At 64.9% G+C, this 26,465-nt stretch carries 22 protein-coding genes; 11 read left to right on the top strand and 11 right to left on the bottom strand.

Annotation, left to right across the window (positions count from 1 at the left end):
• Positions 1-1,449, bottom strand: a complete 1,449-nt coding sequence (locus FHS75_RS01395; protein WP_179405933.1) for a 3-oxoacyl-[acyl-carrier-protein] synthase III C-terminal domain-containing protein — start codon at positions 1,447-1,449, stop codon at positions 1-3.
• A 10-nt stretch (positions 1,450-1,459) separates the two neighbouring features.
• Positions 1,460-2,626, bottom strand: coding sequence for an acyl-CoA dehydrogenase family protein (locus tag FHS75_RS01390; protein ID WP_179405932.1), 1,167 nt, complete (start codon positions 2,624-2,626; stop codon positions 1,460-1,462).
• A gap of 316 nt (positions 2,627-2,942) precedes the next feature.
• Here FHS75_RS01390 and FHS75_RS01385 point away from each other — a divergent pair, with 316 nt between their 5' ends.
• The 3 genes from FHS75_RS01385 (at position 2,943) to FHS75_RS01375 (ending at position 5,521) form a co-directional block, all read left to right on the top strand.
• Positions 2,943-3,956, top strand: coding sequence for an aldo/keto reductase (locus FHS75_RS01385; RefSeq protein WP_179405931.1), 1,014 nt, complete (start codon positions 2,943-2,945; stop codon positions 3,954-3,956).
• Positions 3,957-4,000: 44 nt separating this feature from the next.
• Positions 4,001-4,420 (top strand): nuclear transport factor 2 family protein, encoded by a 420-nt coding sequence (locus FHS75_RS01380; protein ID WP_179405930.1) that lies wholly within the window; start codon positions 4,001-4,003, stop codon positions 4,418-4,420.
• Between the two features lie 72 nt (positions 4,421-4,492).
• Complete coding sequence (locus FHS75_RS01375; protein WP_179405929.1) at positions 4,493-5,521, top strand: NADP-dependent oxidoreductase; 1,029 nt, start codon at positions 4,493-4,495, stop codon at positions 5,519-5,521.
• Between the two features lie 3 nt (positions 5,522-5,524).
• Here FHS75_RS01375 and FHS75_RS01370 read toward each other — a convergent pair whose 3' ends face one another.
• Together FHS75_RS01370 and FHS75_RS01365 are read right to left on the bottom strand one after the other, a co-directional pair.
• Positions 5,525-5,839: a YciI family protein gene (locus FHS75_RS01370; protein WP_179405928.1), complete on the bottom strand. Its 315-nt coding sequence runs from the start codon at positions 5,837-5,839 to the stop codon at positions 5,525-5,527.
• Complete coding sequence (locus FHS75_RS01365) at positions 5,839-6,360, bottom strand: MarR family winged helix-turn-helix transcriptional regulator (RefSeq protein WP_179405927.1); 522 nt, start codon at positions 6,358-6,360, stop codon at positions 5,839-5,841. Before FHS75_RS01365 ends, FHS75_RS01370 begins: the two co-directional genes overlap by 1 nt.
• Before the next feature lie 251 nt (positions 6,361-6,611).
• On the opposite strand from FHS75_RS01365, the gene FHS75_RS01360 reads away from it, so the two are divergent.
• A complete protein-coding gene (locus FHS75_RS01360) occupies positions 6,612-7,724 on the top strand; it encodes an alkene reductase (RefSeq protein WP_179405926.1) in 1,113 nt (370 codons plus the stop codon).
• Between the two features lies 1 nt (position 7,725).
• Here FHS75_RS01360 and FHS75_RS01355 read toward each other — a convergent pair whose 3' ends face one another.
• Both FHS75_RS01355 and FHS75_RS01350 read right to left on the bottom strand, forming a co-directional pair.
• The gene (locus FHS75_RS01355) at positions 7,726-8,298 is read right to left on the bottom strand and encodes an SRPBCC family protein (RefSeq protein WP_179405925.1); all 573 of its coding nucleotides are present in this window, start codon (positions 8,296-8,298) and stop codon (positions 7,726-7,728) included.
• Position 8,299: 1 nt separating this feature from the next.
• Entirely contained in the window at positions 8,300-9,928 is a 1,629-nt protein-coding gene (locus FHS75_RS01350) for an FAD-dependent oxidoreductase (RefSeq protein ID WP_179405924.1), read from the bottom strand.
• 184 nt (positions 9,929-10,112) lie between these two features.
• Between FHS75_RS01350 and FHS75_RS01345 the strand changes: the two genes are divergently transcribed.
• The 4 genes from FHS75_RS01345 to FHS75_RS01330 all read left to right on the top strand — a co-directional run bounded on the left by FHS75_RS01345 (position 10,113) and on the right by FHS75_RS01330 (position 14,081).
• Positions 10,113-10,856, top strand: a complete 744-nt coding sequence (locus tag FHS75_RS01345) for an enoyl-CoA hydratase/isomerase family protein (protein ID WP_179405923.1) — start codon at positions 10,113-10,115, stop codon at positions 10,854-10,856.
• Positions 10,857-10,937: 81 nt separating this feature from the next.
• On the top strand, positions 10,938-12,089 hold the full coding sequence (locus FHS75_RS01340) for an aminoglycoside phosphotransferase family protein (protein ID WP_179405922.1): 1,152 nt from the start codon (positions 10,938-10,940) through the stop codon (positions 12,087-12,089).
• A gap of 158 nt (positions 12,090-12,247) precedes the next feature.
• The gene (locus tag FHS75_RS01335) at positions 12,248-13,030 is read left to right on the top strand and encodes an SDR family oxidoreductase (RefSeq protein WP_179405921.1); all 783 of its coding nucleotides are present in this window, start codon (positions 12,248-12,250) and stop codon (positions 13,028-13,030) included.
• 4 nt (positions 13,031-13,034) lie between these two features.
• Positions 13,035-14,081: a helix-turn-helix transcriptional regulator gene (locus FHS75_RS01330; protein WP_179405920.1), complete on the top strand. Its 1,047-nt coding sequence runs from the start codon at positions 13,035-13,037 to the stop codon at positions 14,079-14,081.
• A gap of 64 nt (positions 14,082-14,145) precedes the next feature.
• On the opposite strand, the gene car is transcribed toward FHS75_RS01330, so the two are convergent.
• Both car and FHS75_RS01320 read right to left on the bottom strand, forming a co-directional pair.
• Positions 14,146-17,694 carry a carboxylic acid reductase gene (gene car / locus FHS75_RS01325; protein WP_179405919.1) on the bottom strand — a complete coding sequence of 1,183 codons (3,549 nt, stop codon included), beginning with the start codon at positions 17,692-17,694 and terminating at the stop codon, positions 14,146-14,148.
• 98 nt (positions 17,695-17,792) lie between these two features.
• Positions 17,793-19,067 (bottom strand): MFS transporter, encoded by a 1,275-nt coding sequence (locus FHS75_RS01320; protein WP_229735494.1) that lies wholly within the window; start codon positions 19,065-19,067, stop codon positions 17,793-17,795.
• Positions 19,068-19,345: 278 nt separating this feature from the next.
• Between FHS75_RS01320 and FHS75_RS01315 the strand changes: the two genes are divergently transcribed.
• Positions 19,346-21,739 (top strand): TonB-dependent receptor, encoded by a 2,394-nt coding sequence (locus FHS75_RS01315; protein WP_179405917.1) that lies wholly within the window; start codon positions 19,346-19,348, stop codon positions 21,737-21,739.
• Between the two features lie 83 nt (positions 21,740-21,822).
• Positions 21,823-22,989 carry an acyl-CoA dehydrogenase family protein gene (locus FHS75_RS01310; RefSeq protein WP_179405916.1) on the top strand — a complete coding sequence of 389 codons (1,167 nt, stop codon included), beginning with the start codon at positions 21,823-21,825 and terminating at the stop codon, positions 22,987-22,989.
• Here FHS75_RS01310 and FHS75_RS01305 read toward each other — a convergent pair.
• From FHS75_RS01305 to FHS75_RS01295, 3 genes are read right to left on the bottom strand one after another with little or no spacing between them, the layout of a single operon-like run.
• Entirely contained in the window at positions 22,983-23,858 is an 876-nt protein-coding gene (locus FHS75_RS01305) for an XdhC family protein (RefSeq protein WP_179405915.1), read from the bottom strand. The two genes, FHS75_RS01310 and FHS75_RS01305, sit on opposite strands and share 7 nt — an antisense overlap.
• A gap of 17 nt (positions 23,859-23,875) precedes the next feature.
• Positions 23,876-24,538, bottom strand: a complete 663-nt coding sequence (locus tag FHS75_RS01300; protein ID WP_179405914.1) for an SDR family oxidoreductase — start codon at positions 24,536-24,538, stop codon at positions 23,876-23,878.
• Between the two features lie 42 nt (positions 24,539-24,580).
• Positions 24,581-25,360 (bottom strand): SDR family NAD(P)-dependent oxidoreductase, encoded by a 780-nt coding sequence (locus FHS75_RS01295; protein WP_179405913.1) that lies wholly within the window; start codon positions 25,358-25,360, stop codon positions 24,581-24,583.
• Between the two features lie 155 nt (positions 25,361-25,515).
• Here FHS75_RS01295 and FHS75_RS01290 point away from each other — a divergent pair, with 155 nt between their 5' ends.
• Positions 25,516-26,439: an NAD(P)H-dependent flavin oxidoreductase gene (locus FHS75_RS01290; protein WP_229735456.1), complete on the top strand. Its 924-nt coding sequence runs from the start codon at positions 25,516-25,518 to the stop codon at positions 26,437-26,439.
• The last annotated feature ends 26 nt before the right edge of the window (positions 26,440-26,465 follow it).

Here is a 26,465-nt window from a genome sequence, read left to right as displayed (position 1 = left end):
TCAAGCCTTTCCGGCGCCCGTGGCGGGCACCGCTTTCCAGAAATAGCGGTTGTAGCCGCGCTGCCGATCGCGTTCCTTCACCCGGTACACCATTTCGAGCGGCGTCCCGATGTCGAGTCCTTCGGGCCCCACGTCTACCACCTCCATTTGCAGGCGCGCGCCGTTTTCGAACTGGACGAACCCGACATAGAGCGGTGGCGACGGATAGTAGCTCAGCCAGTCGGCGGTCTGCGTCATGACCTTGGCAGGTTCCTCGCGCAAGGAAACGTCGCTGAACTGGTCCGACGGCGCGTGGCAGCGCGCGCAGTACTGCAGCTGCGGGAACTGGATCGTGCCGCAACTGCCGCACTTGCCCGCCATGAACGCCTCCATCTGCCCGCGCGAGCGATACTGTTCGGTAAGCGCGGTCTTGGCGGGCTTCTCGGACCGCATGCCCCATTCGAGGTCGATCCCGTCGGCGAAGGAAAGCATCCGGAGATAGGCGTCGGTCACGATCCCCGCCGCGAGCGAACCCGACACGCCGCGCCGCGGCCGTGCCTGCTCGATCGCATCGGTCACCTCGAACACCAGGACGTCGGCGCCCTGCCCGAAGCTGACCACCATGATCTTGTCGCCAGGCTTCGCCGTTTCCAGCGCCAGCGCCAGCATCAGCGGCGCCTGCGCCGCGCCGGCATAGCCGCAGCCGTCGGCGATCTCGTCGACGAGGTTGCCTTCGAATTTGAGGAGCTTCGAGACCTGCGCCGCACCGCCGCGCAGCATCGAGGCCATCGCCAGGTGATCGATATCGCCGATCGACAGCCCCGCATCCTCGAGAGCCTCGCGCACCGCGACCGGGATCAGCTTCGCGTATCCCTCGTCGCGGATCCACCGCTCTTCCCAGTGATAGTCGAAATCCTCTCCCGCATCGCGGAAGTGGTCGACGAAGTTCGAGATGCTGCTTCCAGATCCGACGAGCCGCGCCGCGACGTTCTCGTGCCCGAGCACGAAAGCCGCCGCCCCCGCTCCGAAGGTCATTTCCTGCTGGCTGGCGGGCTTCGCCCTGGGATTGTCCGAGGCGATGAACAGGGCAGGCTCGCCGGCGGCAAGCGCCGCAAGCAGCCCGGACGTACCGGCGCGCTGGGTCAGCCCGCTGTCGACCGATCGCAGCCGAAGCGGCAAGGCCAGCGGCCCCGAAACGATCGCGGACGGCTGGAGATCGGCATAGGGCGGACGCGTGCTGGCGAAACCGAACGCTTTCAGTCCGGAAACGTCGCGGCCTAGAATGGCATCGCGGCCAGCCTCCACGGCCATGGTGATCGCGTCCTCGTCCCAGTTGCAGAACGAGCGGCTACCCTTGGCCAGCCCGCGCAGGCCCGGCGCCATCCACTTGTGCGCAGCGGCGATGGCGGCCCGGTCGAGCCGCATGCGGGGGATGTAGGCGCCGAAGGATGTTATGCCGAAGTCGGTCATTGCAGGGATCTCAATATGATTTCGGAAGGTCGAGCACGCGCTCGGCGATGTGGCTCAGGATGAGCTGTTCGGTGATCGGCGCGATCCTCAGCAGGATCGATTCCCGGAAGAGCCTCTCGACCTGGTACTCGGTCGAATATCCCATGCCGCCATGCGTCATCACGGCGCGGGTGCAGGCATCGAACGCCGCCCGTCCGCCAAGGAACTTGCCGGCATTCGATTCAGCGCCGCACGGCTTGCCGGCGTCGTAAAGGTAGGCAGCGCGCATGATCATCCAGTACGCCGATTCGAGGTAGGTCCAGTTCTCCGCAAGCGGATGCTGGATACCCTGGTTCTGTCCGATCAGCCTGCCGAAGACCTTGCGCTCCCCAGCGTACTTTGCCGCACGTTCGAGAGCGCCGCGGCCAAGGCCCACCGCCTCGATCCCGACAAGGATGCGTTCGGGGTTGAGGCTGTGAAGGATGTATTTGAAGCCCTGCCCCTCTTCACCGATGCGGTCTTCCTCCGGCACGAAATAATCGTCGATGAAAGTCGCGTTGGAGTCGACCGCGTTGCGCCCCATCTTGGGAATGCGCCGCACCTCGACCTGCGTCTTGTCGAGGTCGGTATAGAAGAGCGTCATGCCGTCGGTCGGCTTCCTGCACTCCTCCTTGGGAGTGGTGCGCGTCAGCAGCAGAATCTTGTTCGCGACCTGTCCCGAGGAGGTCCAGATCTTGCGTCCCGTGACGCTGTATCCGCCATCGACCTTCGTGGCGAATGTCTTGATGCTCGTCGTGTCGAGCCCCGCGTCGGGCTCGGTGACACCGAAGCAGGCACGGTCCCTACCCTCGATCAGCGGCTTGAGCATGCGCTCCTTCTGCTCGTCGGTTCCGTGCACGACGACGGCATGCGGCCCGAACAGGTTCAGGTGCAGTGCGCTGGCCGCCGAATAGCCCCCGGCACTGGCCGAAACTTCGTGCATCATGATCGCGGCTTCGGTGACGCCGAGTCCCGCGCCGCCGAGTTCCTCGGGCATGGTGATGCCGAGCCAGCCGTTGTCTGCCATGGCGCGATGGAATTCGGTGGGAAACCGCTTTTCGGTATCGCAATCGCTCCAGTACTCGTCGCCGAATTGCGAGCATGTACGCCGGACGTTTTCCGCGATAGCCTGTTGATCTTCTGACAGCTCGATCAGCACTCAGGTGCCTCCTTGGTGTATCGGTCGAAGCTTCGCCGTCGCGGTGCCTTGCCGATCACGATTTCACGATGGTCGCTTCCGGCCGTTAGGTCCCCTCCTCGCCCATTCATGCGCGCCCCGGAAGCGCCCGGGCGGCAAGTGGTACATTTGCGTACTATACCATCGGATGGCCGAGTCAACCCGTCCGGGGCGATGCACGGCACCAGCCGGAAAGACCCGCTTGAAATGGTATGTTGTATTACCACTATACAAGCGCCTAGCCTATGTGCGAGCGCGAGCGGGACCATGTCGCGCGCCTGTCTCGAGGAGGATCGAAATGTCGCTGCCGCACCGCAAGCTCGGACCGTTTTCGGTCTCGTCGGTCATCCTCGGCTGCATGAATCTGAGCCATGCCTACGGACAGAAGCCGAAGCGCGAAGATGCGATCCGGTTGCTGAATCGCGCGCTCGACCTCGGTGTCGACATGCTCGACACGGCTGCCCTTTACGGGATGGGCACCAACGAGGAACTCGTTGCCGAAGCAGTGGGCCACAGGGCTGACGAATACGTCCTTGCCAGCAAGTGCGTCCTGTTCGCGGAGGACGGAAAGCGCCAGCTCGACGGCAGGCCGGAGACGATAGCGCGGGTGCTCGAAGGCTCCCTGAAGCGCCTGAACCGCGATTGCATCGACTTGCTGTACCTGCACCGCCTCGACATGTCCGTGCCCATCGAGGACAGCGTGGGCGCGCTCGCAGATGCGAAGGCGGCGGGCAAGATCCGCCACATCGGGCTTTCCGAAGTGGGCGCGGAAACGATCCGGCGCGCCCATGACGTGTCACCCGTGGCCGTGGTGCAGAGCGAATATTCGCCCACCGTGCGCAATCCCGAAGTCGCCGTGCTCGATACCTGTGCCGAACTGGGCATCGGCTTCGCCGCATTCTCGCCGCTCGCGCGCGGACTTCTAGCCGATGCGATACGCTCGGACGATTACGTCAAGGGCGACCTGCGCACGATCATGCCCCGGTTCTGCGAGCCCCTCCTTACGCACAACCTGAAAGCTGTGGACCGGTTCAATGCGCTTGCCCGCAGCCACGGTCTGACCCCCGCGCGCCTTTCCATCGCATGGGTGCTTGCACAGGCCAAGCATGTTGTGGCGCTGCCCGGAACCCGCTCGCTGGACCACCTCGAGGAAGATGTCGCCGCCGCGCACGACACGATCGAACCATCGGTGGTCGAAGCGGTGAACGAGATCTTCGACGGCGATGCCATCCGCGGACCTCGCTATCCGGCGCGAAGCCAGGAGCAGATCGATACAGAGTTGCTGCCGGGCGAAAAGCTCGAAAACGCCTGAGAACCTCGCCCCTCGATACAAACGAACAGGAAAGGATTGCCGTAATGCCCATCGACAACAAGGATGTCATATCGCGGTTTCTCGAATCGCTCGGCAAGGGCGACATCGAGGGCATAGATCAGGTCATATCGCCGGACATCAAGGCGGTGGCCAAAGGTACGGGCACGTTCTCAATCACGCGCGGCCACGACGAGGTGCTCGAAGCTGCGGGCATGCTCAAACACGCCATTCCGGAAGGCATCCGGTTCGACATCGTCAGCCTGATCTCCGAGGGAAACCGGGTAGTCGCCGAAGTGGAAGGTCATTCCCGGCTTGCCGACGGAACCGAGTACAACAACTGCTACGCGTTCGTGGCAACGGTCGAGGGCGGCAGGATCGTTCACATGAACGAGTACTACTGCACGAAGCTGACCGAGGATTTGATGGTCCCCTTCGCCGCGCGCATGGCGCAAGCCGCTGGCTGAAGTGCCGCCCACCCCAGTAAAGCCATACTCAACAAGGTGTTCCGCACCTTCCACCATGATCAAGGACCCGACGTGACAGCCCAGATTCCCGACTACGATTTGCCCGAGACCAATCGCCAGGTCCGCCTGGTGGCGAGGCCCGTCGGAACGCCGAAGGCTTCCGACTTCGAGATCGTCTCGACGCCCGTATCCGAACCGGGCGACGGCCAGCTCCTGGTGCGCAACCTCTACCTTTCCGCAGACCCCGTCCAACGCGGGTGGGCCGCAAACGACGCGGTGCAGAAGATCGGCGATCCGATGCGCTCGCTCGCGGTCGGAGTGGCGGTGAAAAGCCGGGTCGAGGGCATTGCGGACGGCGACCTGGTCTACGGGTTCTTCGGCTGGCAGGACTATGCCATCGCCAGGCGCGCCGATGTGTTGACGCGGATCGGCAAGCCGAGAGTATCGGTATCGTCCTACGCAGGCGCGCTCGGCATGCCGGGCGTTACCGCCTGGCTCGCCTTCAACGGTCTTGCACCCCCGACCGAGGGGCAGACCGTCCTCGTATCGACCGCCGCCGGCACCGTCGGCAGCATCGTCGGCCAGATCGCGGCACGTGCCGGAGCGCGGCCGATCGGCCTGACCGGCAGCGACGACAAGGTCGCGATGTGCAAGAAGCGGTTCGGGTACGCCGAAGCCTTCAACTACAAGACTGTCGACCTCGACGAAGCGCTGTCCTCTGCCGCGCCCGATGGACTGGACACCTTCTACGACAACACCGGCGGCGCAATCCTCGATACCGCGATCCGGCACATGAAGCGCTACGGCCGCATCATCGCGTGCGGCACAGCGGCGACGCCCAGCTGGTCGCCCCCGCCGACGGGCCTGCGCAACGAGCGCGAAATCCTGTTGCGGGCGCTCACCTGGTCGGGCTTCGTGATATTCGACCATGCCGACCGCTTCGAGGAAGCGGTGGAGCGACTTGCCGAATTGTCCCTGGATGGCGAACTTCAGTTCGAGGAGGACATCGACGAGGGAATGCCCGCGGTACTCGACGCCCTGCCGGCGCTCTTCTCGGGCGCGAACCGGGGAAAGAAGCTGGTCTTCGTGGGTAAGGCCTGAAATTCAGTCCTTCGCCGAAGCGGCGAACCATTCGCCGATCGCGGGCCGGATGCGCTGGACAGTGACGTCGCTTCCGAAGATTCCTTCGGTCGTGAACGGGTCGCCGGCGATCAGCTCCCGCACTTCGCTCTCGTCGCTCGCCTCGATCAGAAAGCTGCTGCCGACGGGCACCGCGTCCTCGCCGTCGTCCGACATCATGGCGCCGGCGACCTTCAGCCTCGATCCCTGCCCGATCCAATAGTCGACGTGCCGCTGGCGGTGCCCGGTGCGCAAGGCAGAAGCACCATCGGCATCGCGGGCAAGGACGAGGAAGTGCATCAGCTGTCCTTTGGAAGCGTGCGTCGCTCGGCCCGGTGCCGCTCGATGATCTCGCGAAGGTTTTCCTTCACGCGGTGCAGGATGTCCTCGATCTGCTTGCGCTCCTTGGCGCTGATGCCTTCGAGGATTTCCTCGTTGAGAGGATCGGCCACGTCTATCATCTGCCGGATGGTCTCGTACCCCTTTTCGGTGATGAAGACGCGCTTGGCGCGCTTGTCGCTCTCGTCGTCGCGGCGTTCGACCAGACCAGCGGTTTCGAGCCTGCTGACAAGCCCCCCGGTGGTGACCTTGCCCAGCCCCATGATGCGCGCGATCTCCGCCTGCATCATGCCGTTGTTTGTCGAGCGTGAAAGCGTCGCGAGCAGCGACCATTGCGACCGGGTCAGCCCGAGGGGAGCGACTGCGTAGTCCATGGCCGTGCGGCGCATGCGCGACACATCGTGAACCAGGTATCCGAACTTGAACTGCGGTGCGCTGGGTAGCGGATGCCCGCTCTCAGCCTTCTTTTTTGTTTTACCCAACGCCGGTTGCCCCTTTTCAGACCCTTGACCTTCTCCGCAATGCGATAGCGTTATCGGCACTGCGTGCCGCCTCGCACCTTGTATAGTTTGCTTGCCTTCGGAATTTGTCAATTGCGGTGCTGCCCGCGGACGGCTGAAAAGACCCCAGGCACTGGAACGATCGTTCGCCCTTGACACCGGGGCGGCCATCGTTTGCATGCGCACCAAATCGCGATGGACCAGAGCGATCGACGATCAGGAGGATAGCGCGAATGCCAGCCGAATCACTTTTCTCGCCCGTCTCACTCGGTGCAATCGAATGCCCCAACCGCATCGTCATGGCTCCCCTGACACGCGCCCGGGCGACCGAACAACACGTGCCGACCGAAATGATGGCGGACTATTACGCCATGCGCGCCGATTGCGGGCTCATCGTCTCCGAAGCGACCGCGGTCGATCCCCTCGGAATGGGCTGGTACCGCGCGCCCGGCATCTGGACGCAGGAAATGGTCGATGCCTGGCGGCGCGTCACCGATGCGGTGCATGAGGCTGGAGGCAGGATGGTCTGCCAGCTCTGGCACATGGGCCGCCTCGTGCTTCCGGACTATCTGGGCGGAGAACTGCCCATCGCGCCATCCGCGATCGCCGGGGAAGGAGAGACGTTCGCGCCCCGCCCCGCCGGAGATGACAGCCACTTCCTGCCGATGAAGCCCTATGTCGTCCCGCGCGAAATGGACGCGGCGGACATCGCCCGTGCGCTGGAAAGCTATGCGATAGGGGCCGCCAACGCCAGGCGCGCCGGGTTCGACGGCGTCGAGATTCACGCGGCCAACGGGTATCTGATCGACCAGTTCCTGCAGTCGAAGACGAACCATCGGACGGACGGTTACGGCGGCGACGTGAACGGCAGGACGCGCTTCCTCGCCGAGGTCATCGGCGCCGTCTGCTCCGAGATCGCGCCGGACCGCGTCGGCATGCGTGTCAGCCCGACGAGCGAGCGCAAGGGCATGGGCGACGAGAACCCCGACGCCCTTACCGGCGCAATCGGTTCGATCGCGCAGAAAGCCGGCATGGCCTATGTCCACCTGATCGAGCCGATCGCCTCGGGCTTCATGGAAAAGCCTGATAGGCCCGTCATGGACAAGCTGCGCGCTGCCTACTCGGGAGCCGTCATCCAGAACGGCAGCTTCGATGCGCAAACCGCGGACGAGTTCATCGCGGCCGGACAGGCCGATGCGGTATCTTTCGGCCGCCCCTACATCGCCAATCCCGACCTCGTCACGCGCTTCAGGCAGTCGCTTCCGCTCGCCGAGGCCGACTTCGATTATGCCTACGTCGGGGACGAGAAGGGCTACATCGACTACCCCGACTACGCGGGGAGCTGAGTCAGGCCTTCGCTTCGAGTGCCGAGACGATCCGGTCCGCCGTATCGCTCGCCACTGCCTCGAGAATGCCGGGCAGCAGCAGGTTGACCATCGGCCCCGAGCCGCCGTGGGCCAGGACCTCGAGCGTGCATGACAGCCGCGAAGCAGCCGCGCCGGGAGCTTGGGGCGCACCCCGATCCGGCTTCCTGCTCCCGATCAGGAACCGGGTGATCCAGGCGACAAGGCGCGCGAAAAGCCCGCGCCTTGCAGGTTCCCCGCTTTCGGCGACCTGATCCGGCAGCTCGCCCGTCCCGATGGCGAACCGGCCCGACCCCGTGAACGGCTCGTCCAGTCCTTCGAGCCTGAAGGCGATTGCATCGGGCTCGTTCCACTCGGTGATCGCGACGGCGAACTTCGCCACCCGGGACAGCCCCGCAAGCTCGCCGCGGACCGTCCATTCGGAGTGAACATCGTCGATCACCCGATGATCGACGTACCCGGTCAGCAGCGGTGCCCAGTTGTCCATCGCGGAGACGAACGACCATGCCTGCGACGGTGAGACCCGCACTTCCCGCGCCGTTTTGACCTCGGGCATTTCAGAAGCGATTGCTGCCGCCGGCGGCGGTCTGTCCGGCAATGTAGCCGAAGGTCAGCGCCGGACCGATGGTCCCGCCAGCGCCGGGATAGGACATTCCGAAGAACGCTGCCATGGCGTTGCCCGCGGCGAACAGGCCCGGCACGATGCCCCCGCCCTTCGCCAGCACCTGAGCCTGGCTGTTGACGCGCGGGCCTCCCCGTGTGCCGATGGTCCCGACGCGGATTTCGCAGGCGTAGTACGGGGGTGTGTCGAGCGGCCCGAGAGTCCGGAAGGCCCCTTCCCTGTCGGGATCGCCGTAATAGCGGTCGTATTCGTTGGTCCCGCGCCGGAATTCGGGATCGACGCCCTTGGCCGCATTGGCATTGAAGGTCGCTATCGTTTCCTCGAGCCCGTCGGGGTCCACGCCGATCTTGGCGGCAAGCTCGCGCGGGGTCTCGGCGCTCGTCAGCCAGGAAGGCACCGGGTCGCCCGGCATCCGCGTCAGGAACGTGTACTTTTCGAGATAGCCGCCGTGCACGATCACGAAAGCGCGCGCGTTGGGGAATTCGAAGGTCTGCGGATCGTGTGTGCGCATCGCCAGGCAGACGTCGTGATAGGACAGCGCCTCGTTCACGAACCGACGGCCCTTGCCGTTGACCATGATTGCGCCGGGCGAATGGCGCTCCGCCGAAGTCAGGCGATTGAGCTGGCGACCTTCGTATTCCTCGCCCGGTATCCGCATCGAGGCGTGATAATGCGTTTCGCTCATGTTGCCGAGTTCCGCGCCCGCATCGATCGCGATGCACAGCCCGTCGCCTTCGTTTATCGGCGGGCTGATCGGTGCCGGTGTTGGACCGTAGACGAAGTCCTTGAGAAGTTCGTCGTTCCATTCGAACCCGCCCGAGGCGATGATTACGCCGCGCCGCGCACCGTAGCGGCGGGTCGCCCCGCCCTCCTCGACCTCGATGCCGACGACAACACCGTCTTCCATGACGGGTCGCTTTGCCCGCACCCCCAAGCGAAACGCGATGCCCTTGTCGTTTGCCGCCTTGATCAGCCCTGCCATCAGCGCATGCCCGGTTCCTACGAGATCGCGCTCAAGCCTGTCGGCGATGACCTGCGGATCGAACAGGTTGACCTTGCCGTCCGTCACGTCGGCCAGCGAAACCGGGAACGGGAAGTGCGGGCTCATGCGCAGGGCCGGTCGCAGATCGCCGAGGCCGCCCGCCGGGAAGACCCGCGCGGTGAGCGAGCGCCCCGTCTTTCCGCCTTCCAGCTCCGAATGGTAATCGGGTATGTCGAGCGCGACGAATTCCAGCTCCGTCCGGTCCTCCAGGAACTTGATCACGTCGGGCGCGGTGTCGACGTAGGTTTCACACAGCTCTTCGTCCGCCTTTCCGGCGGACAGGCGCTTCAGGTAGGCGAGCGCCTCTTCCCTGCTGTCGCTTGCCCCGATCTCGGCCATGTGGTGGTTGTTGGGCACCCATGGCAGACCGCCCGATACCGCGCTGGTGCCGCCAAGCTTGTCCGACCTTTCGAGGATGGTCACGTCGACTCCCCGGTCGCGCGCGCTCAGCGCCGCGGCAAGTCCGGCGGATCCGGATCCGATGACGAGGACGTCGGTCTCAAAGTCCCAGTTCGATGCCATTTCTCTCTCCCCTGGCGGTCCAACCGTCGAGCGCCGCCACTTTGGTATGCTAGGACACTATGTCGCAGCCACCTTTCCCGCAAGCTGCAATTCGCTCACCTTCCGCGTTCGAGACGGCAATCCGATTGCAGCATGCAGCGGGAGAATGATAGCGAGCGTACCAGCGGCGCGACAGGAGACAGCCTTGACCCTCGACGACATCACCGTTTTGTCACCCGAAACCGCCCGCGGCGTGCTGCGCGTCGTGCTCGACCGGCCACTGCAACGAAACGCGATGACCTGGCCGATGGTCCGATCGCTGTTCGCCGTGCTCGAATCCGAGGCGGGCAGAAACGCGGGCGCGATACTGCTCTCGGGCGAGGGCAAGGGGTTCTGCGCCGGAAGCGACCTCAAGGAACTGGCCGGCATGAGCGTTCGCGAACGATCGCTGTTCGAGGCGGATTGCGGCCGGCTTTCGCGGGCGATCGTCGCGCATTCCCGTCCGGTCGTGGCTGAGGTATCGGGCTTCGCCATCGGCGGCGGCCTGACGCTCGCGGCGGCATGCGACATCGTCGTCACCGCGCCCGATGCGAAGTGGAGCCTGCCCGAGGTCCCCATCGGACTGTTTCCCGCGTGGGGCCTCGGCCCAGTGCGGCTGCGGACCGGTCCCGCTTTCGCCAGACGCCTCTCGTTCGGCATCGACACCTTCGACGGGCGCGAGGCTCAGGAGTCAGGCCTGGCCGACATCGTGTGCGACGATCCCCGTCGGATTGCCGCCGAGACCGCGGAAAAGCTGGCGCAATTGCCGACCGAACAGGTGGCCGCGGTCAAGGAGTACTTCGCATCCGATCCAGCGGGCGAAGAGGCAGACCGGCATGCGAACCGCCTGTTCGCACACGCAAGCGAAAGCGAGGATGCGAAACGAAGCTTCTCGAGATTCGCCCGGTAGATTTCTACGGGGAGGTATTGACCGAAAGGAGGATCGCACCGACAAGGTTCGCAAGCGTATCACAAATGCGGGAGAGGACTTATGCTCGTCGATGCGAAGCGAGTGCGCGAAGCGTTCGAGGCCGAGGATCACGGACGCTCGGTAACGCGCGCTGAGGAAGTGCCGCCGAACTATGCGTCGATCACAGGGCAATGGCTGGACAATGTCCTGTGCAGCGACAACCCCGACGCCCACGTCACGGACTTTTCCTTCGACGAACGCGACGACGGATCCTCGAACCGCCGCCGGATTTTCCTGAGCTACAATGCCGCCGGCGATGCGGCCGGCCTGCCCCGGACCGTTTTCTGCAAGGCGGCGGAGACCCTGGAGAACCGGCTGGTTCTCGGGGTATCGGAGACCGCCAAGGCCGAGGCGGATTTCTATAATCTCGTCCAGCCGCGCCTCTCGATCCCGACGCCGACACCGCGATACGCGCGGTTCGATCCCGAAACCTTCGCCTACATGATCATGATGGACGACATGGCGGACAAAGCCGCCTTCCCCGACGAGCGGACGACTCTAACGCGCAGGCAGGCGGAGCAGATGGTCGAGACGCTTGCAGGCCTGCACAGCCGCTTCCACGAGAGCGACGAGCTTGGAACGGAATCGATCCCTTTCAAGCGCTGGCCCGCCTGGTGGGCCGAGATGATGCACGGCGCTCCGGACTTTCCCGACTTCTGCGACCGCGGCTTCGAGACGATCGCGCCGCAGCTGCCGGAAGGATTGCGACGCCGCCGCGCCGAGGTATGGCTCGCCACCGAGAAATCGGTCGCCCGGCACAACGAACTTCCGCACACGCTGATCCACAGCGACGTCCATCTCAAGAACTGGTTCCTGCTTCCCGACGACCGCATGGGCCTGCACGACTGGCAGGTGGTCACCATCGGGCACTGGTCGCGCGATTTCGTGTTCGCGACAACGACCGCACTGACCATCGAGCAGCGGCGCGACTGGCAGCTCGACCTGCTCAGGCTCTACCTCGAGAGGATGCAGGAACACGGCGTGCCCCCGGTTTCCTTCGACGACGCGTTCCTGAACATTCGCCAGCAGCTGATGACCGCATTCGCGTTCTGGACGATCACGATGTGCCCGACAGGCGACATGCCCGCGATGCAGCCGGAACGCACCACCGTCGAATTCCTTCGCAGGTTCGGAGCGGCGATGGACGACTACAACTCGCTCGACGCGTTCTGACCGGCCCTTACGCGTGACCGCGCGCGATTGGACGATCTGTTGCCTATGCAGGAGTTTTGGTATTTCCCACTATGTAGTGATATAGATTACTATCTATCGTCCGAGAGAGACGAAAACCGAACCGGCGCCCCGGGCTCCGGTGAAAGAGGAGAGTGATCGTGAGCGCAGATTTCAAGGGCAAGGCCGCCATCGTTACCGGGGCATCCAGCGGTATCGGCAAGGCCATCGCAATCGAGCTGGGGCGTTGCGGCGCCGATGTCTGGCTGATCGGACGCTCCGACGAAGGGCTGGCCGATACCGCCGACTCGATCGCCCGCGAAGGCGGTCCGGCGGCGACCAAGGTATCGATGGACCTCCAGCAACGCGGTCCGCTTCAGGAACTCGTCGCGAAGGTCGGCAAGGATCACCCGCACCTGTTCACCGTCGTCAACAATGCCGGCGTCATGTATCCCGAGCCCCTGATGGACGGCACCATCGACCGCTGGCAGGCGATGCTCGACATCAACGTGATGGCGATGCTCGAAGGTAGCCAGGCCGCCGTCAAGGCGATGCGTGCGCACGGCAAGCCCGGCCACGTCATCAACATCGGTTCGGTCCAGGGCCGGTTCGAGGAGCCGGGCGTCTACGGCATCTCCAAGAAGGCGGCCGAGATGATCGGCGATACGCTTCGCAAGGAACTGGAGCATGACGACATCCGCGTCGCCACCGTCATCCTCGGAGGCTTCGCCACCCAGCTTTCGCGCGACTTCATGCCCGACACGATGGTCAACCTCGCCAACAATCTCGAGCGACTCGGTATCGACCGCGAGAGCCCCGAAATCAGCAGGATCGTAGGTGACCCGCAGCACGTCGCGAACGTCGTTCGCTACATCCTCGAGCAGCCCGTCGACATCAACCTGCACGAAGTCTTCATACGGCCGCCGATCAGCACGAAGGCCTGAGGCGATGGGCGCCTACAACCCCTACCTCGTCCGGCCTGAGAAAGACGCTCCGGCATGGCGGCCCGGCGGCGACCCGGATTGCGAGGCCGGCGCATGCAACGCCGATGCTCCGGCCCGCTCCGTCAAGGAATCGTCGCTTTCGGAACTGTTCATGCAGGACCTGCGTGTCGAAGGCGGCAGCATGCGGTTCCTCCACCTTGGCGACGCGACCGCCAAGGTACCGGCGTCGCGCAAGCCGACCATGTACCTCGCCTGTTCCGGCGAGACCGCGATCACCACCGACAAGGGTTTCTCGACGCTGATCAAGCCCGGCGAGATCGCGATCGTGTTCTACGGCGATGCCCACCTGGTCGGCATCGGCCCCAGGATGGTCAGGCTGTCCACGCCTGCGTCCGAGCGGCCCGCAAGGGACGATTTCGAAACCGTGCGCCTGGATGACAAGGGGCCGGAAGCGTGCGTCCTGCAATGCGTGCTCGATCTCGGGTATTTCGGCTCCAGCGCGCTTTCGAACCGGGCTGCGCCCGATCTGTTCGCGCTCATCAAGGAGGAGCGCGAAGAGCGCGCGTACACGATGAAGCCCTTCCCCTTCGATCACGGAACGATCCTGGAGGAGTTCAAGGGACCTGGCGGGAAGGCATTCGCCTTTGCCTTCGTGAACCTTCATCTCTGCCACGTCCTGAAGCAGTATTCGATGGCCCTCAGGCAGAATGAATATCGCGACATGCGCAATCCGAACCAGCGACGGATCGGGACGATCCTTCGCGAGATGCGTGGACACCCGGAGAGGAACTGGACGGTCGAGAGCATGGCGGCGCACGTCGGTCTCTCGCGCTCGGCTTTCGCCGCGGCCTTCCAGGAGATCATGGGCGAGGCGCCGATGAGCTTCCTGACCCGCGAACGCATGGAGCGCGCGGCGCGCCTGCTGCAGGTCGAGACTCTCAGCATGCACGATGTCGGACGGCGCGTGGGCTACGAGATCGAAAGCTCGTTCGCGCGGGCTTTCAAGCGACACTGGGGCGTCGCGCCCCGCTCCTTCGCCAGGCAGCACTAGCGCGGGCGAGCGAGGAGAGACCGAAAGGCCCGCGGCCGTCGTTAGGTCGCGGGCCTTTTCCGATTCAGGTCATCGCGGGTTCGGGCGCTTCGATGAAGCCGCGCACCTGCATGTCGGCCAGGTACTTGTGGATATAGGCCTCGTCGAGTTGCGGGATGTCGGGCCCGACCTCGAGCGATTTCACCGTCTGCGCGTAGACGCTGCTGTTCAGCGCGCTTTCGCTCGCCGCGTGCGGCTGCGCGAAGTGGCCGAGGATGTTGATCGAGCTATGCTGCCTTTCCTCTTCGGCGAGGTTGCGCAGCTTGGCCTCGAAGCGCGAGTGCCAGTCGCCATGGTCCTCGACCCGGTCGACCGGATAGCCGGCGCTCTCGACCCAGTCGGCGAAGCTGTCGAGCGAGTAGCCGTCGTCGTGGTCGTTAACCATGTTGTAGGTGTGGAAGCCCTCGTAGGGCTTCTCGCTCACTTCGCGCATGACCGCAGCCAGGAAATCGACCGGCTGGCCATCGTAGTGCGTGCGCTGCCTGCGGCCATCGGCGTCCAGTTCGTAGAACGAGCGGGGCGCCAGTCCCGTCTTGACGAGACTGAACAACAGGCGGGTTATCATGTCGGTTTCGTTGTACTGGCCCGCGTACCGGCGATGCGGCATGATCATGTTCGGCCTGAACACGTTGACCGGCAATCCGAAGACCGCATTGGCTTCGCGCAGCAGGACTTCGCCCGCCCATTTGCTGGCGGCGTAGCCGTTCGCGTAGTTGTCGCTCAGCCCGACCGGCTCCGGAACATCGCGCACGTCGGTTCCCTCGGGCGCGCTGGTAAGCGATGGCAACAGTGCCGGCACACCGACCGTCGAGACATAATCAAACCGCTTCTGCCGCGTCTTGAGCGCCAGCGCGATGAGCCTTGCCGTGCCGACGACGTTGGGCGCGAACAGGTTCTCGTACGAAAGCCTGTGGTTCACGAGTGCCGCGGGATGGACGATCTGATCTGCCTCGCGCGCAAGCATCGCGTATGTATCCGCGTCGAGGCCGAGGTTCGGCTCGGCAAGGTCGCCGCACAGCACGTCGAGGTGATCTGCGGCCAGTTCGCGGAAGCGCGCCAGCAGGTCGGGATCGCCCTTGTCGAACGCGGCTTCAAGGCGCCGGCGTGCCTCGGGCTGCGACTTGCCGCGGGCAAGGCAGAAGACGGTCCCGTCATGCTTCGCCGCGTGCTCGAGCCATTCGAGGCACAGGAACCGGCCGAGGAAACCGTTCGCACCGGTAAGCAGGACGTTCTTCACCTGCGAGGCGGGCGGCTTTGCCTCCGACGCGGCGGTCAGCTCGTCCTCGTCGAGGAACATGTGCAGCTTTAGATCCGAGGCCTCGAGTATGCCCTCCGTGGGATGGACATCGCGCATCTGGATGGCATCGCCCGACTGCATTCTCTCGACGAGGTCGGACAGCCACTGGACGCTCGCCGCCGGGTGCAGGATCGCGCTGACCGGGACCGACACCTCGAACATCTCTTCGAGCAGCAGCGAAAGCCCCACGGCACCGAGCGAATCCCCGCCAAGGTCGCCGTAGCTGCGCGGATTGTCCTCGGCGATCGCGGCCAGGCCGAGGTTGGCCTTGAACGCACCGGCGACGCGCTGGGCGATCGTCCCCTCGGCGCCCTCGCGCAGGCGCGCGAGTTCGGCCTGCTGCTGGCGATCCATCTCCTCGTACATCGCCTCGAGCCTGTCGACGTACTTGCGCTGGATGTTCGGGCGCAGCGGCTTGCGCGCGCTGGACAGCAGCCCGTTCTCGTAACTGAACGGCTCGCGCTCGATGAGGACGTCGCGCGGAATCTCGAAATTCTTGAGCTCCGCCTTGCGCGCCACCTTCTTGAACTCGCTGAGCACGATCTCGCGAAGCTGTTCGTCGGTCGGCTCGTCGATGCCGAGCATGGCGCGGGCCACGTCGAGGTCGGGCACGACCACGGAGAGCAGGTAGGAGCGGTAGGCGCTGCCATAGACGAACGCCTGCTCGATCAGCGAGCTGTTGCCGAGATAGGTCGTCTCGAGGGGCCCCACCGCGACGAACTCGGCCTGGCTCAGCTTGATCACGTTCCCGCGGCGGTCGACCCAGACGAGGTGGTCGGGACCGCGCTGCTCCATGATGTCGCCGGTCTTCAGGAAACCGTCCTCGCTGAAGACCTTCGCGGTGATGTCGGGCCGCTTGTAATAGCCTTTGAACAGCTTGCAGGTCTTCACGTAGAGCTCGCCGCGCGGATAGGGTTTGTCGGTCGTGAAGTAACCCAGCTCCGGAACATCGACGAGGCGATACTCGGTGTCCATGTAGTCGGTCAGGCGGTTGGCGAAAGTGATCGCCGCCGCGCCGGCCTCGGTCTGGCCATACCCCTCGATGAAGGGCATCTCGAAGCATTCTGCGATGAAGCGCCGCACCTCGGGCGCGGTGGGCGAGGATCCGACGCCGCCGCCGCAAAGCCGGTCGCCCAGGTGGTTCTTCTTCATCTCGGCCCGGACCGCCGCGTCCGCTTCGGCCTCGTCCTCGCCCCGCGCGATGCGCCGCTGCACTTCGGACTGGTAGTGCTGGTAGACGAGTTCGCACACGCGCGGGATGAACAGGATCGATGTCGGACGCGCGATGCGGAAATCCTCGAACAGCGTCGACATGTCGCTTCGCAGCGTGAAATAGGCCGTACCACCCTGCGCCAGCGTGGAGTGCACCATGTTGCGGCCCATGAAATGGTTCATCGGCGCGTAGGCGACCTGGACGCACGGCACGTAGGCGGGGATGGTCTCGTTCCAGAACTGCGAGCTGATCCGGTCGTGGATGATGGCTCCCTTGGGCTTACCGGTACTGCCCGACGTGTACATGATCATCGACACGTGGTCGGAACCGGTCTCGGGAAGCGGTTCGAAGGCCTGCCGGTGGCCCAGCTCCACCGCGTCCTCGAACAGGATGAGCGAGACCCTGCCGCCTGCGTCGGCAAGCTTCTTCTTCGCCGCCGCGATCGCCTCGCGATCCTCGTCGATCCGTTCATCGGCATCGAGGACGATAAGGCTGTGAATCGTCTCCTGGTCGAGCGCGTAGTTCGCCGAAAGCTCGAGGTTGTCGATCGAGGCGGCAAGCACGCGCGGCTCGATGTCCGAAAGGATGTCGCGCATGTCCGGCGCGGGAAGGTTCGCCTGGAGCGGGACCGACACCGTCTGCGCCCAGTTGCAGGCGAGATCGACCGTCGCCATCTGCGCTCCGGTAAACGCGATGAAGGCGATCATGTCGCCGGGCTTCGCGCCGTGGTTCCCGTCGTGCTGCCACAGGCTGGCGATGCCGAGGATCCGGCGCTCGAGTTCGGCATAGGTTATCGTGTCGAATTCGGAGGTATAGCGGCGAACTGCGCGGCCGGACCTGTCGGTCTCGATCTCGTAGCGCCGCGAACCGAGCGCGGGCCGTTCGGCGTATCCCTGAAGGACGGTCTCGATGATCTGGCGATAGGACAGGCCGGGCGACTTGATCGCTTCGGTCACTTCCGGCCTGGGGGTGCGCGCCCTTATTTCGGGATCGTTCTCCATCATCCACTGCATGCGCGCCTTCGCCAGTTCGACGAGGTGTTCCTGATTGAATTCGGCAGCCATCTTCTTCTATCCCGTTGAATTTCGACTTGTTCTGATCTGTAAGCTCAAGGTACCGGCGTGCCGGGCGATTGCCACAGGCACTATCGCACCGATCGTCTTCAAGAAGACACCGCATCGCCGATCTTCCGCGGCCGGAAGAACGCGAACATGAGACCGACGAATACGAACGTCGCGATGTGGATGATGACGGGCAGGTCGTACCCACCCGTCCGGTCGTAGAGGTACCCGGCCAGCGGCGCCGCGCCGAACAGGAAAGGTACCTTGTAGAAATAGACGTAGCCCATGGCCGCCGCAAAGTTCTGCGATCCCAGCCAGGCCGAGACGACGACGCCGCACAGTCCGACGATGGCTCCCGATATGAGGCCGAGCAGGCCGGCCACGATGATGAGCGGCGCGGCGCTCGCGCCCAGCAGCAGGAGCGCCGCCCAGGGGAGCGTCCAGGTGAATGCCTGCACCACGATCGCCTTCTGCCCGCCGATCCGGTCCGCGAGCCAGCCGAACAGCAGCGCACCTGCCGCCGCGCATACCCCGAACGAGGACAGGAGCAGCGAGGCCGCCGGCAGTTCCAGCCCCTTGTCGAGTGCGAGCGGAACGATGTGCGTCGTCATCATCACGCCGCCCGCCGTCAGCAGTCCGATGCCCAGCCAGATCACCTGGAACGAGCGACTGGCGTTGATCTGCCGGCCCGTCAGCACCGGGCCTTCGGCGTCCGCGCCCGCGTTCTGTGCCTCTGCCTCGCCTTCGCTCTCGCCATAGCGTTTCAGCCCGCGCTCGCCCGGTGAGGAGACAACCATCACGAGGGCAAGGACAAGGAGGAGCGAAATGGCCGCAGCCATCAGGAACACGCCGACGAGCCCGAAGCGCTCGAGCACGAGAGCCGTCAGCAGCGGGAAGATCGCGACGAAGACGGGCATGTTGACGAAGCCGAGCGCCCGCCCCTTGCCGGCCAGGAACCAGTTGGACACCAGGCTGGACGAGGGAATGACGCCGAGCAGGCAGACGCCGGGACCGATCACCGCCCCGTAGATCAGCAGCACCACCTCGATGGATGGCGCGAATGCGAGCAGCACGTAACCGACCGCGTTAACGAGCGTGCCCGCGATCATCAGCGTACGGATCGAGTATCGTCGCACCAGTTCGCCCGCGACCGGGCTCAGCAGCCCCATGACCATGGTCATGACGGCCAGCCCCGACGCGGCCAGCGCCCTCGACGTCTGGTAATTTGCCTCAAGCGCGGCGACGATCGTGCCGTAGATACCGAAATTCATCCCGATCGCGCAGTTCTGCGCAAGGAACGCGATAATCAGCATTCTCCACGCAGGGTGCGCGAACCGACCGGCATTCACCGGCATCGCTCCCGGCGCACTCACCATACGCACCAGCGCCCCGTGGGCCTGTCGATCGCGTCGCGCAATGTCGCTCTCCCGTTTGCTTTCTTGTCTGCCCGCCTCTTCGTCGGACTGGGGCAAGTATCCCAATGGCAGGGCGCCATTGGAAGGCCGAACCCTTGCTTCGGCGTTTCGGTCTCATTTGCTGGACGAACTGCGATTTCCGCAATCCCCGTCTTGCGGCAACAATACGTCATCGAAAGCGACCCGTCTGCAACTTTGAGATCAAGACAGGCGGTGGGCTTCAGAGAGGGAGAGAGACAATGAAGGATTCAGCCAGGTTTTCGAGCTCGCTTCTTGCCATAGCCGCAGCGGCGGCTGCGGTGCCGGCGGCGGCTCAGGACAACACCCAGGGCGACCTCGTCGAACGAACCGCGGCCGGAGCCGAAATCGTCGTCACGGCCCGCAAGCGCAACGAGACGCTGATCTCCGTGCCTGTGGCCGTTACCGCATTCACCGGCGAAAACCTCGAGAAGCGCGGCATCGACAATGTCGACGGACTGGCAGCGAATACGCCCGCGCTCGTCGTCGGCGAAGGCGGCGGCACCGTTCAGGGCGGTTCGATCGCCCTGCGCGGCATCAGCGCTTCGGACTCCAACCCGTTCGGCGACCAGGCGGTCTCCTTCAACATCGACGGCGTTCCTGTCGCGCGTGCCTCGGTCCGGCGCATGGGCGAGTTTGACCTGCAGCAGGTCGAAGTCCTCAAGGGTCCGCAGGCGCTCTTCTACGGCAAGAACAGCCCGGGCGGCGTTATCACGCTCAGGACCGCCGATCCGACCGACGTCCTCGCGGCCAAGATTTCGGCGGGATACGAGTTCGAGGCGCGCGAATGGGTGGTCGACGGGTTCATCTCCGCACCGCTAACCGATTCCCTCGGCGTCAGGGTCGCCGGCTACTATTCCGACATGAAGGGCTGGGTGACCAACACCATCCCCGATTCCGCGCAGCTCCAGCCGAACACGCGCCGCATGCCGCAGCAGGAAGACTGGGGCGTTCGCGGCACGCTCCAGTTCGATAACGGCGGGCCGTTCGACGCCACCCTGAAGGTCACCTACGGCGAGCGATCAGGCGATGCCTCGACCGCCAACGTCCAGTTCGTCAATTGTCCGCTGGGCTCGCCGCAGAACGGCGCGATCGACGATTGCACCGCCGACGACCGGGTCTCGGTCGCCGATCTCGGGCCGGGCTACGACGAATACGCGCCCGAGTTCGGGGACGGCACGACGTTCCTCAACCAGGAACAGTTGCTCGGCTCGCTGGTGATGAACCTCGACCTCAACGACAGCCTGACGCTGACTTCGGTGACCGGCTACTACGACGTCTACCTGCGAAACCTCGGGAACTTCACCGCCAGCTACGTCCCTTCGGGACTGCTTCCCAGCCTCAACCGGATGGACATCACCGAACTGTCGCAGGAATTGCGGCTGACCACCAACTTCGGCGGCCCGGTCGAATTCGTCTTCGGCGGCTTTCTCCAGGACAGCGAAGTCACCAACGGCTCGCACACGTTCCTGGGCGCGCCGGGATCGGGGCCGGTTTTCCCGCTGGAGGTCAACCAGTACCTTCTCCAGCAGGACGGCTTCGCCTGGTCGATCTTCCTGTCGACCTCGATCAACCTGACCGAGACCGTCGAGCTTTCCGGCGGCATGCGCTATTCACACGAGAAGAAGAAGCTCGACTTCCTGCTCAGCGACCCGAACGGCGCGACGCCCGTGAGCCGCACGACCGGGATGGTGGACGTCACTCCTGTCGTCGACAGCAGGACCTTCTCGAACCTGTCGCCCGAAGCGACGCTAAGCTGGCGCCCCAACGCGAACCTGACGGTGTACGGATCGTACAAGGAGGGCTTCCTGTCGGGCGGCTTCAACTCGGGCGCGACAAACTTCGCCACGAACCTGACCTACGAACCCCAGATCGTCCGCGGTTTCGAAGCGGGCGTGAAGGCGATTACCTTCGACAACCAGCTTCGCCTCGGCCTTGCCGCCTACACCTACGAGATCACCGACCTGCAGGTTCAGGTGACGGTCGAGGGTGTCATCCAGCGACTGACCAATGCGGGCAGCGTACGCAGCAAGGGCATCGAGTTCGACTTCGACTTCTCGCCGCGCGGCCTCGACGGGCTGACACTGTTCGGCGCACTCGCCTATAGCGACGGCAAGTACACCGACTACCAGGGCAACTGCTATCGCGGCCAGAACGCCAATTCGCCGGTACCGTGCGTACCGCAGGTGAGCCGCCAGACCGGGGCGACGATCCTTGCGCAGGACCTGTCGGGAACCGAGCTGATCCGCACCCCCGAATGGGCGGCAAGCGCGGGCTTCATCTTTGAGCAGGAAGTGTCGAGTGCGCTCAAGATCGGGCTGACCGGCGATGTCCAGTACTCGGACAGCTACGTCACCGACGCGACTTCGTCGCCGGGCGGGCGCTCGCCGAGCTACACGCTCGTCAACGGATCGATCTCGGTCGGAACCGCCGACGACCGCTACACGCTCTCGCTGATCGGCCGGAACCTGACCGAGGAGTACTACTGGACGCGTACATCGGATGCGCCGTTCACCGGTACCGCGCCGGGAGCGGTGCCGGGCGTCCTCGGCGACTCGGTATCGTCGATCAACCGCGGACGGGAGATCATGCTGCGGGCCACGTTCCGCTATTGATCGCGACAATCGCAAGCGACATCAGGGGAACCGGCGGCGGTCGAACGCCGCCGGTTCCTCCATTTTCGACGCCGGAGCAGACAATGGAAATCAAGCTTTCGTCCGATCACGAGACCATCAGGGACGAGGTTCGCAAGATCGTCGACAAGTTCGACGACGAGTACTGGTCGAACGCGAGCGAAAACGAGCGCTTCCCGGAGGAATTCCACCGAGCGATGGCGGATGCCGGATGGCTGGGCATCACCATGCCGGAAGAACTTGGCGGCGCGGGGCTCGGCGTCACCGAAGCGGCGATCATGATGCACACGGTCACTTCGGGTGCGGGCGGCTACAACGCGGCGAGCACGCTGCACCTCAACCTGTTCGGCCCGCACGCGGTCGTCGTCTACGGCAACGACGAGCAGAAGCGCCGGATGCTGCCGCCGCTCATTGCCGGCACCGACAAGGCCTGCTTCGGTGTCACCGAACCCGACGCTGGCCTCGACACCACCAGCATCAGCACCTTCGCCAAGAAGGTGGAAGGCGGGTACCGGGTCAGCGGGCGCAAGATCTGGACCTCCACGGGGCAGGTGGCGAACAAGATACTCCTGCTCACGCGCACAACGCCCAAGGCCGACTGCAAGAAGCCGACCGACGGCATGACGCTGTTCTACACAGACCTCGACAAGACGCAAATCCAGGTCACCAAGATTCCGAAGATGGGCCGCAACGCCGTCGATTCGAACCTGACCTTCATCGACGACTATTTCATTCCCGAGGAGGACCGGATCGGCGCGGAGGGCGAAGGCTTCAAGTGCATCCTGCACAGCCTCAACCCCGAGCGCATCCTCGTCGCGGTAGAGGCCATAGGCTTCGGCCAGGGCGCCCTTCAGCGCGCGGCGAAATACGCTCGCGAGCGCGTGGTGTTCGGGCGACCCATCGGCCAGAACCAGGGCATCGCGCACCCGCTTGCCGAAAACTGGATGGAGCTTGAATCGGCCTTCTGGATGGCGATGCGCGCGGCCTACCTCTACGATGCCGGAATGCCCTGCGGCGCGGAGGCCAACACGGCGAAGTTCCTTGGCGGCAAGGCCTGCTTCAATGCCTGCACCCGCGCGGTCATGACGCACGGCGGCATGGGGTACGCAAAGGAGTACCAGGTGGAACGGCTGTTCCGCGATTCGATCCTGCCGGTGATAACGCCGGTAAGCCCCGAGATGATCATGAACTTCATCGCGGAGAAGGTGCTCGGCCTGCCGAAGTCCTATTGAGGCCGGTCGGCAGCCCTGCCGCGCATTCCTTCGTAGGCCCCGACGACTTCCGAGAGGATCGACAGCGCCAGCGTGCGCGCGTCGCGGGTATGGCCGATAAGGCCGACGGGGCCGCGGACGCGCGCGATCTCTTCCGACCCGCGCCCCTGCCCTCTCAGCATGGCGATCCGCGCCTCGCGCGATGCCTTGCCGCCGATCGCGCCGATGAAGAACGCCGTGGTGTCGAGCGCCCAGTCGAGGAGCGCGCGTTCCCACTCGTGGTCGTGGAACAGCAGGACGATGGCTGTCCACGCATCGGCAGAGAGCGCCGGCTTGCGACCGAGCGCGAGGTCCTTTCCCGGCTCGGGGCAAACGGTCTCGATGCCGTATGCCCTCGCCAGCCGGTCGAGTTCGCGCGCCTCCAGGCTTTCTCCGAGGACCACCAGCCGCAGCGAGGGCTCATAGGACCTTTCGGCCAGCAGCCCCTCGCCCGTAGCGGCCAACGGTACCGTCGCCGCCTCGCGCGCATCGAGCCTTGCCACTGCATCTCCGAGCATGTCGCGGTCGGGTTCGGGATCGATCAGGATATCGACGCCGGAGCCGCAAGGGAGCCGGAAATCGACGATGGAGGAGCCGGCTCCGTAGCGCACGATGCGCGGCTCGGCCCTGGCGCGCGCCTCGTCCGCCTGACTCGCCAGCTCGCTTTCCAGGCATCCGTCAGCAAGGCTGCCGACGCAGGTCCTGTCCGTAAGGATGGCGATCTGCGCTCCAACCCGCCGGGAAAAGCTGCCGTCGAGGCGCACGATCGTGCACAGCGCGGCATCGCTCTGCGCCGCACAGCGCAAGGCCGCCTGGTCGGGATCGAAGGTGCCCTCGTCCGGGTTCGTCACCGCGATGTCTCCAACGGTCAGACGCGCCCCGTGACAGGGACGCTCGCGCCGGTCACGCCGCTCGCCGCATCGGAAAGCAGGAACGCGACGACCTGCGCCACTTCCCCTGTCGTCACCCAGCTGGCGGCATCGTCCGCGCCCATCGCCTCGCGGTTGGCAGCCGTGTCGATGATCGAGGGGAGCACGGCGTTGACGCGCAGCCTGCGCTCCTTGAGTTCCTCTGCCAGCGCCTCGGTCAGCCGCGCCACGCCGGACTTGCTTGCCGTGTAGGCGCCCATCCCGGCTCCAGCCCGCGCCGTGGCCGCCGCTCCGACATTGACGATCGCTCCCTGCTCCGTGAGCAGCGGCACCGCCGCGCGGCAGGCATTGAGCGTGGTGAGGACGTTCATCCGGAACATGCGCTCCCAGCTGACCACGCTCCCGTCCATGACCGTCTCCCACGCAAAACCGCCGGCGATGTTGGCAAGCCCGGCGATACCGGAGCCGGCCGCCGCGCTGGCGAACGCATCGGAGACGGCGGCCTGATCGGCAAGGTCGACCCCGCCGATGAATGAGATGCCTGCGGGACCGCCTTCGGCAAGGTCGATGCCGACCACATCGGCACCGCGTTCGCGCAGCACTTCGCATACCGTTCCGCCAAGAGCTCCGGCAGCCCCTGTCACGATCGTCTTGCCATTCATGCGCATCAATCCTCCGTGCCGCTTGTCCGGCAACAATGCATATCAGACGATGGAGTGCCCGCCGTCGACGACGAGCCCGTGCCCCACCATGAACGCTGCCTTCCCCGAACAGAGGAACAGCGCGGCCTCGGCCTGTTCGGTCGGTTCGGCGATGCGGTTGGCAGGGGCCGATGCCGCCGCATCGCTTTCCGCGACACCCATGACCGCGAGCGAGGTCATCGCCATCGGCGTGCGGGTAAATCCGGGGCAAAGGGCGTCGACGCGGATACCTTCGGCGGCATGATCGGCGGCGGCGCACTTGGTCAGGCCCATGACCGCGTGCTTCGACGCCACGTAGGCGGCATTGCCCGGCACCGCCACGTAGGCGGCTCCCGATGCGACGTTGACGATGGCGCCGCCGTTCCCCGCAGCGAGCATCGCCTGCAACTGGTGGCGCATGCACAGGAATACGCCGGTCACGTTCACGTGCATGACGCGCTGGAAATCCTGCACGTCCGCCATCGCGGTGGGACGCGTATCGCGAACAGCGAGGCCGGCGGCATTTACCGCGCAGTCGAGCCTCCCCGCCTTGCCGACGAGTTCCGCCACGAAGCGTTCGACGTCGCCGTCGTCGGTCACGTCGAGGCGTCGCGAGAGAACCGCCGCATCGCCGAGGAGCCGTTCGGTCTCGGCAAGGCCTGCGGTGTCGAGATCGCCGATACCGATTGTCGCTCCTTCATTGACGAAGAGGAGGGCCACGGCGCGGCCGATGCCGCTGGCCGCGCCGGTGACCATCGCCACCTTCCCGGCCAGTTCGCCGCCTTCGATCGTCTCGTCTGCCATGGTTTCCGCTCCTGCCCCGCGCGCTCCGCCCTTGTCAGGGAGACCATGCTCCCGGGCGATGTTTCCAATCGAACGGAGCGATGCTAGGCGCTCGGTCCTCGATTACAAACTGGAGTCCGCACCTGTCACGCCCTGATTTCCTGAACGGGCTTCGCATGCCCGTGATCGCCGCGCCGATGTTCATCGTGTCGACGCCGCAACTCGTGATCGCGCAATGCACTGCGGGGATCGTCGGCTCGATACCGTCGCTCAATGCCCGCACGCCCCAGCAGCTCGATACATGGCTCACCGAAATCGGAGAGGCGCTGGCGGACCACGACCGCCGCAACCCCGACCGGCCGGCCGCGCCCTTTGCGGTGAACCTTATCGTCCACCGCACGAACCAGCGGCTGGAGGAAGACCTCGCGCTTTGCGAGAAGCACCGGGTGCCCATCCTGATCACCTCGCTCGGGGCGCGGGAAGACGTGTACGAACGGGCGAGGAAATACGGCGGATTCGTATTCCACGACGTGATCTCCGACATGTTCGGGCGAAAGGCGATCGACAAGGGCGCGGACGGCCTCATCGCGGTCGCAGCCGGCGCGGGCGGCCATGCTGGAACGACATCGCCCTTCGCGCTCATCGCCGAACTGAGGCGGTGGTTCGACGGCCCCATTGCGCTTTCGGGCTGCATCGCCACCGGCGGAGCGGTGCTGGCTGCCGAAGCGATCGGCGCCGACTTCGCCTATGTCGGGTCTGCCTTCATCGCGACCGAGGAGGCCAATGCCGACGATGCCTACAAGCAGATGATCGTCTCCGGCCAGGCGAGCGATATCGTCTACACCGATGCATTCATCGGAGTGGCCGCCAATTACCTCAAACCCTCGATCGAACGTGCCGGCATCGATCCCGCAACGCTCGATGCGAAAAGCGGGAAGACGATGAGCGTCGAGGACGGCGGCGCGAAGGCCTGGCGCGACATCTGGGGATCGGGACAGGGCATCGCAGTGGTGGAGTCGGTCGTGCCGGCCGGAAAGCTGATCGCGCGCCTCGAAAGCGAGTACCGCGCGTGCCGTGAGCGGCTCGGCATTACGTCGTAGGCGGAAACGGCTCCGCGCAACCCCGG

Origin of the sequence: Novosphingobium marinum, from assembly GCF_013408095.1 — a bacterium.
GTDB lineage: Bacteria > Pseudomonadota > Alphaproteobacteria > Sphingomonadales > Sphingomonadaceae > Novosphingobium > Novosphingobium marinum.
This window is presented reverse-complemented; position numbering and strand designations above follow the sequence as displayed.

Bases quoted from the DNA above. Each gene is read 5' to 3' on its own strand.
- FHS75_RS01395 (WP_179405933.1), bottom strand. From the start codon at position 1,449: ATGACCGACTTCGGCATAACATCCTTCGGCGCCTACATCCCCCGCATG.
- FHS75_RS01385 (WP_179405931.1), top strand. From the start codon at position 2,943: ATGTCGCTGCCGCACCGCAAGCTCGGACCGTTTTCGGTCTCGTCGGTC.
- FHS75_RS01380 (WP_179405930.1), top strand. From the start codon at position 4,001: ATGCCCATCGACAACAAGGATGTCATATCGCGGTTTCTCGAATCGCTC.
- FHS75_RS01370 (WP_179405928.1), bottom strand. From the start codon at position 5,839: ATGCACTTCCTCGTCCTTGCCCGCGATGCCGATGGTGCTTCTGCCTTG.
- FHS75_RS01360 (WP_179405926.1), top strand. From the start codon at position 6,612: ATGCCAGCCGAATCACTTTTCTCGCCCGTCTCACTCGGTGCAATCGAA.
- FHS75_RS01355 (WP_179405925.1), bottom strand. From the start codon at position 8,298: ATGCCCGAGGTCAAAACGGCGCGGGAAGTGCGGGTCTCACCGTCGCAG.
- FHS75_RS01350 (WP_179405924.1), bottom strand. From the start codon at position 9,928: ATGGCATCGAACTGGGACTTTGAGACCGACGTCCTCGTCATCGGATCC.
- FHS75_RS01340 (WP_179405922.1), top strand. From the start codon at position 10,938: ATGCTCGTCGATGCGAAGCGAGTGCGCGAAGCGTTCGAGGCCGAGGAT.
- FHS75_RS01330 (WP_179405920.1), top strand. From the start codon at position 13,035: ATGGGCGCCTACAACCCCTACCTCGTCCGGCCTGAGAAAGACGCTCCG.
- car (WP_179405919.1), bottom strand. From the start codon at position 17,694: ATGGCTGCCGAATTCAATCAGGAACACCTCGTCGAACTGGCGAAGGCG.
- FHS75_RS01320 (WP_229735494.1), bottom strand. From the start codon at position 19,067: ATGGTGAGTGCGCCGGGAGCGATGCCGGTGAATGCCGGTCGGTTCGCG.
- FHS75_RS01315 (WP_179405917.1), top strand. From the start codon at position 19,346: ATGAAGGATTCAGCCAGGTTTTCGAGCTCGCTTCTTGCCATAGCCGCA.
- FHS75_RS01310 (WP_179405916.1), top strand. From the start codon at position 21,823: ATGGAAATCAAGCTTTCGTCCGATCACGAGACCATCAGGGACGAGGTT.
- FHS75_RS01300 (WP_179405914.1), bottom strand. From the start codon at position 24,538: ATGAATGGCAAGACGATCGTGACAGGGGCTGCCGGAGCTCTTGGCGGA.
- FHS75_RS01295 (WP_179405913.1), bottom strand. From the start codon at position 25,360: ATGGCAGACGAGACGATCGAAGGCGGCGAACTGGCCGGGAAGGTGGCG.
- FHS75_RS01290 (WP_229735456.1), top strand. From the start codon at position 25,516: ATGCCCGTGATCGCCGCGCCGATGTTCATCGTGTCGACGCCGCAACTC.